8 protein-coding genes are annotated in these 6849 nt (G+C 47.5%); 7 read left to right on the top strand and 1 reads right to left on the bottom strand.

From position 1 onward, the window contains the following. Positions 1-428: 428 nt before the first annotated feature. Positions 429-1112, bottom strand: coding sequence for a hypothetical protein (locus AB7D94_RS04780; protein ID WP_420264587.1), 684 nt, complete (start codon positions 1110-1112; stop codon positions 429-431). 149 nt (positions 1113-1261) lie between these two features. On the opposite strand from AB7D94_RS04780, the gene AB7D94_RS04775 reads away from it, so the two are divergent. The 7 genes from AB7D94_RS04775 to rimI all read left to right on the top strand — a co-directional run bounded on the left by AB7D94_RS04775 (position 1262) and on the right by rimI (position 6843). Then, positions 1262-1510, top strand: a complete 249-nt coding sequence (locus AB7D94_RS04775) for a phosphohydrolase (protein ID WP_420264586.1) — start codon at positions 1262-1264, stop codon at positions 1508-1510. Next, on the top strand, positions 1500-2153 hold the full coding sequence (locus AB7D94_RS04770) for an HAD family hydrolase (RefSeq protein WP_420264585.1): 654 nt from the start codon (positions 1500-1502) through the stop codon (positions 2151-2153). The genes AB7D94_RS04775 and AB7D94_RS04770 overlap by 11 nt, the downstream gene beginning before the upstream one ends. Positions 2154-2169: 16 nt before the next feature. Further along, positions 2170-2853 (top strand): class I SAM-dependent methyltransferase, encoded by a 684-nt coding sequence (locus tag AB7D94_RS04765; RefSeq protein WP_420264584.1) that lies wholly within the window; start codon positions 2170-2172, stop codon positions 2851-2853. Positions 2854-3009: 156 nt separating this feature from the next. Further along, on the top strand, positions 3010-3747 hold the full coding sequence (locus tag AB7D94_RS04760; RefSeq protein WP_420264583.1) for an OmpA family protein: 738 nt from the start codon (positions 3010-3012) through the stop codon (positions 3745-3747). A gap of 304 nt (positions 3748-4051) precedes the next feature. Continuing rightward, positions 4052-5395, top strand: coding sequence for a glycosyltransferase family 39 protein (locus AB7D94_RS04755; RefSeq protein ID WP_420264582.1), 1344 nt, complete (start codon positions 4052-4054; stop codon positions 5393-5395). 166 nt (positions 5396-5561) lie between these two features. Beyond that, the gene (tsaB, locus tag AB7D94_RS04750; protein WP_420264581.1) at positions 5562-6395 is read left to right on the top strand and encodes a tRNA (adenosine(37)-N6)-threonylcarbamoyltransferase complex dimerization subunit type 1 TsaB; all 834 of its coding nucleotides are present in this window, start codon (positions 5562-5564) and stop codon (positions 6393-6395) included. Then, positions 6382-6843 (top strand): ribosomal protein S18-alanine N-acetyltransferase, encoded by a 462-nt coding sequence (rimI, locus tag AB7D94_RS04745; RefSeq protein WP_420264580.1) that lies wholly within the window; start codon positions 6382-6384, stop codon positions 6841-6843. The genes tsaB and rimI overlap by 14 nt, the downstream gene beginning before the upstream one ends. Positions 6844-6849 lie beyond the last annotated feature (6 nt).

Raw genomic sequence — 6849 nt, 5'->3', positions numbered from 1 at the left:
TATGTGTATTACATATTTTGACTTTTTTTGTAAAAAATAATTATGACACAGTCTGTAAGGCTGGAATCCAGTCCTTATGTCAAAACGCAGACGGAGCGGGTTTCCCAGCCCTTTAGTCTCTCATGTCGTTCTTGCAGGGGCAGAAACATGGCGTCAATCCTGAGTCTAAGAAACTGGATTCCAGCCTTCGCTGGAATGACAAAATAGGGGCTGGAATGATAATCTTAAGTGATAATTTGTCTTGCCTTGTCTGTCATTCCGGCTTCTTTGTTCGTCATTCCGGCTTGTCCGGAATCAGTCTCTACTCATCCCCACGCCAAATAAGATTCCGGACAAGCCGGAATGACAGACTATGGGAATCGCTTTACCTCTTTGGCAGCAACGTGTCATCTGAATTGATGACAATTAATTCAATATTTCCATCGGTGTTACTTCAAGCCGAAAAGTTTGTAAATCATATCCATTGAAAACGGGGTGCTTAGCAGGACTAGTATAAGGAGCAGCAGGAAATAAACCCTGACCCTGCGCTGCAGGGACTTCACCTTTGCCCTTATTCGCGCCTTTTCCTCGTCGAGTTCGTGTTCGTACAGCTCTTTTAACTTAGCGTATTCGGCCTTGAGCGACGTATATTCGTCTCTTATGTCGTGATATGAGTCTTTGAGGTCAAAATAATCGTCCTTTAAATCGAAGTAGTCGTCTTTCAGGCCATAGAAATCGTCCTTTAAATCAGTAAAACCCTCTCTCGCGTTCGAAAAGCCATCCTTGAGCGCACCATCGTCAAACGGCTCGTTCGGATGGCCACCTCTGGTCGTTACCGTGGTCTCGGAGAGTTCTCTGAAGACATCGGCCACCTCTCTGGCCGCCCTTTCGTTGAAGTCGCCTGCCTTATATCGGGCGAAGAGCTTGATAATATCAACAGACGCCCCGTCTATCTGCCCGCCGTCCATGCGCCCCCTGCCTCTGGGATTTCCATCTGTCGGGTCGCCGTTTCTCTGTTTGAAGTCCTTGGGGTTGCCGCCTTTGGGGTTGCCGCCTTTGGGGTTGCCGCTTTTGGAGTTGCCGCTTTTGGAGTCATCGTCCATAGGGTCATTGTCTATGGGTGCGCTGTTCATAAAGTATGGTATATCAATGTGGAGAAAAAAAGCAAAGTATTTTTTTTATGAGGTATAAAATGATGCCCGTGTCTATGACGGCAATCATGTAAATTATTGGCGTGGAAATATTATAATGGTATAATGAATGCAGTTATGAGGTGTGATGTATGAAAGAAAGTTGCCCAGGCAGCAGTGAGATAAGAAATCCGTACCCGGAGGATCTGAAATGTTACTACTGCGGGCATGGAAATGAAATCTGGTCTGACGAGATCGAAACACAGTGTAAGGGCTGCAGCAAGACAATCAGCAGAGAAATGAAACCGACATGTCTTGACTGGTGTCCGGCCGCAAAGGAATGCGTCGGCCTGGAGAAATATAACAGGCTGAAAAAACCATCGGGGCAAGATGGCCATTGAGCTGGTTATATTCGACCTTGACGGCACGCTCGTTGATTCTGTTGCGGACATTACATGCTCATTAAACCATGCCATCGCCGAAATCGGCGAGAAGAAAACCCTTACTTTAGATGATGTAAAAAGGCTTGTAGGGGCGGGGGTTGAGAATCTCTTAGTGAAGGCCGTCGGCATTAGCGATAATGATACGGTCAAAAAAGACCTGTTGAAAGGCCATTTTATTTCGCATTACACACAACACATAGCCGACCAATCAAGGCCGTATAATAATGTCGTAGAGACATTAAGAACCCTCGCGGGGGTGAGCAAGGCGGTGGTCAGCAATAAACTTGAATCGTTGTCAAGGATATTGCTTGATAAACTCGCCATGCTGCAATACTTTGACGCCGTGTATGGATTTGACACCTGCGGACAACGAAAACCCTCACCCGTGCCGATTCTAAGGCTGATGGAGGCGCTTAAAAAAGATATTAACCAGACGATAATCATAGGCGACAGCGGCTCTGACATAGAGGCCGGGCGTGCCGCCGGTATTAAGACCGTCGCGGTCAGCTACGGCTACAGGGCGGTAGGTACGCTGAGGGAGGCGCACTATATCATAGACGACATGAGCGAAGTCATTCCAATAATCAGGGCGTTATCCTAAAGGGTATGGCGCGCCGATGACATACAACCGTGCCTACTACGCGGCTCGCGGGCAGAGTGGTAGGCGTGTGGCCTTTTGGTTTTACTACCGCCTTGCGGCAAGATTCGTAAAACGGGGTTGTGTGTTGGATTACGGCTGCGGCGGCGGGCGGCTTCTGAGGCATTTTAATACGAAAGACTATGAGACGTATGGATATGACCCATCACAGGACGCCCTTGATATGGCGAAGGAAAATACGGTATCCGGGCATTTATTGGGCGATAGGGATGGCCTGCCTGCTGATAGTTTTGATTTGGTATGCGCGATTCACGTCCTTGAGCACATAGAACAACCCCTTGAAACGCTCCAATTCATAAGGACGCTGCTAAAGCCGCGGGGTGTTTTGCTGTATGTCGTGCCAAATATCTCCGGCATTGGGCATACATTAAAGAAGAATAACTGGATTGGCTATGGCGACCCGGCGCATGTATCGTTGTTGCCGCAGGAGAAATGGATAGGGCTTACTGAAAAGGCGGGATTTAAACTGCTGAGGACGGGAACGGACGGGCTTTGGGATGTGCCATACATAGGGGGGATTCCACTGTTCATGCAGAGAATGATATTTTATCCCGCCCCGGCCGTGCAAGTCATGGCGGGGCGGCTGATTCTGCCTTGCCGATGGGGGGAATCACTGATTGCCATTGCCCAAAGGAGCATATAACATCTTGTAAAATAAGGGATAATTACCGGGCGTGTAAATTTAAATTATTTTTCATAATTTTTCATTGACAAAATCAGACGACATGTAGTAGTGTATGAAGGTGTAGAAGTGCATAGTACAATTCGTAAAATAAAAGGATCAGCAGGAGGTATGTTTATGAAAGAAGGTATGTCTATGAGCAGTGTGGTGAGGAAGATGTTGATGTTGTTGTTGCCGGTTATTGCGTTGGCATTTACCGGGTGTGCGGGGATGGAGTTTGCCCCTAAGAGGGCGGTATGGTACTACCCGCCGGAGTTCCCTGCAGCCGATAGGGCAATAGCGAAGGCGCGCGTAGATGGTAAAGACAAGGAGTGTCCGAAGGAGTTTGCCGCGGCGGCAAAGATGAGAGACGATGCCTATGATGTCTATTTAAGCTGCAAGACACAGGAAGGCATAGATATGGCTAAGAAGGCCATCGCAATGGCCGGTGAGTTATGTCCTAAGCCCCCTGTACCGACACCTTGTCCGGCGTGTGACCAGCCAAAACCAACGCCTGAAAAAGCTACTGAAAAAGAAGTTGCCGTAATCAGAATCGTAAACTTCGACTTTGATAAGTATAACATCAAAGCGGTATTTAAGCCTGAGTTAGACATGGCGGCCGAGATCATAAAGAAATACCCGAACCCGAGCATTACAATAGACGGGTATTGCGACAACAAGGGAAGCTATAAGTACAACATGAGGCTTTCGATAAGAAGGGCTGAGGCAGCAAAGGCGGCTCTTGTAAAGAACGGTATCAATGGTTCCAGTATCAGAACCGTAGGCCACAGCTATGATGACCCGATTGCCGATAACAAGACAGATGCGGGCAGGGCGAAAAACAGACGCGCTGAAATCCACATAATCGGTAAATAAGCAGTCATTTGAATATCTCTGTTGTTTAAGAGCTGAGGGGACTGTGACAAGGGCGAAGGCCCGGTTCACAGTCCCTTTCTTTTTTAGGTGAGATTAATAGAATATTCTGGGAGCCAATTGAAAAATACTGTGACTGTCAGTATCTACAACATTCTGGATTCCCGTTTTCACGGGAATGACAGACAGGTGAAGACTGAATCATGTTGTCATTCCTGCGAAAGCAGGAATTCAGTCTGCAAAGGTGGACATAAAAGGGACACATTTATTCATTTTGCAATTGCTTCATAGAATTAAATAGAATATTATGAATAAGACTATAAATAATATACGCCCCCCTGTGGTTCAATACACGGTTGCCGCATTAATTAACATAGCCTATGTCGTTATAATGTTGTCAAATATGACTACTTTTTACAATCTCCAAATGCCTGAGGGGAAATACGCAAAAAATGCTATGAACGGCACAGACGTAATGACTTATGTGCAACCTGCGCGGAATTTCCTTGTTCACGGTGTTTTTGGGACGGGCACCGACGCTGATTATCATCGGACTATCGGGTATCCGATGTTTCTATCTTTTTTTATGAAGGTGTTTGGAAATCTTTGGCTTTATGGAGTTTTTTTTGCTCAGTCACTGTTGTTTGCCGCCGTGTATCCCATGCTTTTTATAATTAACAGGGAATTGCTCGGCGGCGGGGATAGGGTTTCCTATGCGGCGATGTTGTTTTTGACTGTCTCAGGGTGTTTTGTCGTAACTACACCTGTTGTGCTTACGGACATGTTTTTTTCGACGATTTTTATGTGCGGGTTGTGCCTTGGGGTCATGTCGGTTGTGAGACAGCGCCTGAGTTATTTAATACTCCACGTTGTGTTAATGGGATATGCCGCAGAGGTGAGACCGACGCTTGCCCTGTACCCAATATTAAACGCGGCTGTTTTGATTATTGCGGCGCGCAGGGTGGGTATTATTAATTCGAACAAGATACGCGCGTGGATAGCTGCCTCAACGCTTGCCCTGATGGTTGTTTGTAATGGGCCGGCGATTAGAAATTATATAAACCACGGGTTTTTCGAATCCACTGACATAGTGGCAATTAATCTATATGACTGCCTGATGGTAGAGGTGTTGTTTTTGGAGGGCAGGGTAGATATATACCACACGGCAAACCGTGAAATAGCCCAAATTACCGATGTGCATGAGCAGATTAAAAGAAAAAAGGCCGTCGCGTTTCAGGTCTTTCGGGATTATCCGGCAACTACGATAGGCAAGATAGTTACACATGCACAGACGATATTGCTGAAACTCCCGTGGCTTGATACGGCGGCACTTGCCGGAGTTGACTTGTCTCCAGGCGCGTATGATAAATTAACCCCCAAACAGACCATAATCGAAGGGGCGTTTGGCACGGTAATTACATTATGTTACACGCTTATTTACGTCCTTTTTGCCTCATTTGTAATACGCTCATTAAGAGACAGACAGTTTTTGTTTGGACTGACAATCATGGGCATAGCGGTTTATTTTCTGTTCCCACCGTTTATAGCCGGTGGAGGATTTAGGATGACCCTTCCGGTAATTGGAATAATAGCGCTATGTTCGTTTAATGAATTGGGAAGATATTTTAATAACGGCCCCAGGGCCGCATAAGGCCCGCCCCAGGGCTAAGTTGCAATGATTTCTGAACTGTCCATTTCTTAGTCCGTCATTCCGGCCTCATGTTGTCATTCCGGCTTGTCCAGAATCTGTCCTTATATCTTAGAATAGGAAAAATCATCATAAAACAACCAGTAGGGACGATTCCAGACAAGCCGGAATGACAGAAAGGGACAAGGATGGCGACAAACCAAGCAACTACCGCTTACTTATGATGGAGAACAAATTTACCTTACATATTGCTGTTATTGCGGCGTATAAGTATGTTATATTTATGCCTGTAACGCGGATGAGAATATTATCAATTGATACGTCTGGTGCTGTTTGCGGGGCGGCTGTGGTTGACTCCGCGGCGGGGCTGCTGTCAAGTGCGTCTGTTAATACCGACGCCGTTAAGAGCACTCACTCCGCGTATTTAATGGCCGTTATTGACTTCATATTGAATGAGGCCGCTGTGGACATTGGTGCAATGGACGCGTTTGCCGTTGTGGTTGGGCCGGGTTCTTTTACGGGGCTGCGTGTGGGGATTGCCACGGTTAATGGCCTGTGTTACGCCACAGGCAAACCAGCGGTGGCAGTGTCTTCGCTTGAGGCGCTGGCGTGGAATTTCCCGTTTGCCGCTGACCCGGTTTGCACCATAATAGACGCACGCCAGGGCGAGGTCTATGGGGCGGTGTTTCAGTGGTCAGACGGCGGGTTTAATACGATTGTCACCCCTCAGCTCTTTGGCATCCCTGACAGCTTGCTGTTGCTGAGGGCGCTTAACGAGGGTAGGGTGATTTTCACCGGCGGCGGGCTGGCCGTACACAAATCCGCGATTACCGCCGCACTCGGTGCCGCGGCAATCTTTCCGGAGGTGACGCACATATCGCCCTACGTTGTAGGCACGCTTGGACTGAAAATGGCGCAACGCGGTGAGTTTGCCTCTGAGCTTAGGCCGATTTATATAAGACTGCCGCTTGCCGTTGAGAGGCTTAAAAGTGTCGGCGGCTGAAATCGGGATAAGCGATATGGCCGGGCCGGATATGGCCAGGGTCATCGAAATAGAGAAGTTATCGTTTAGCCATAAATGGTCATTGAACGACTTCATCTCTGAACTGTTACATCCTGAGTCCATCTGTAAGACAGCACGCCCTGTTGACGGCATCGGCATAACCATTGGCTATATTTGTGTCCGCAGGATGGTTGACGAGGCGCATATACTGAAACTAGCCGTGCATCCCGCCTTCAGACAGAGGCAGGTCGGCTCTCTTCTGGTAAGACATATCAAAGATGAGGTTTTGAGGGATTTTAAAGGTAAAGTAATACTTGAGGTGCGTGTGTCTAACATAGCGGCCATAAGGCTTTATAATTCGCTTGGCTTTAAGAGCCTGTACATAAGAAGGCGTTACTACGCCGAGCCGGAGGAGGACGCCGTTGTGATGGCGTTAGATTTTAAATAACGGTGT

Source organism: Candidatus Magnetominusculus dajiuhuensis (assembly GCF_046044395.1).
GTDB lineage: Bacteria > Nitrospirota > Thermodesulfovibrionia > Thermodesulfovibrionales > Magnetobacteriaceae > Magnetominusculus > Magnetominusculus dajiuhuensis.
The sequence above is the reverse complement of the archived record's forward strand: the minus strand, read 5'-3'. Positions and strand labels throughout refer to the sequence as shown.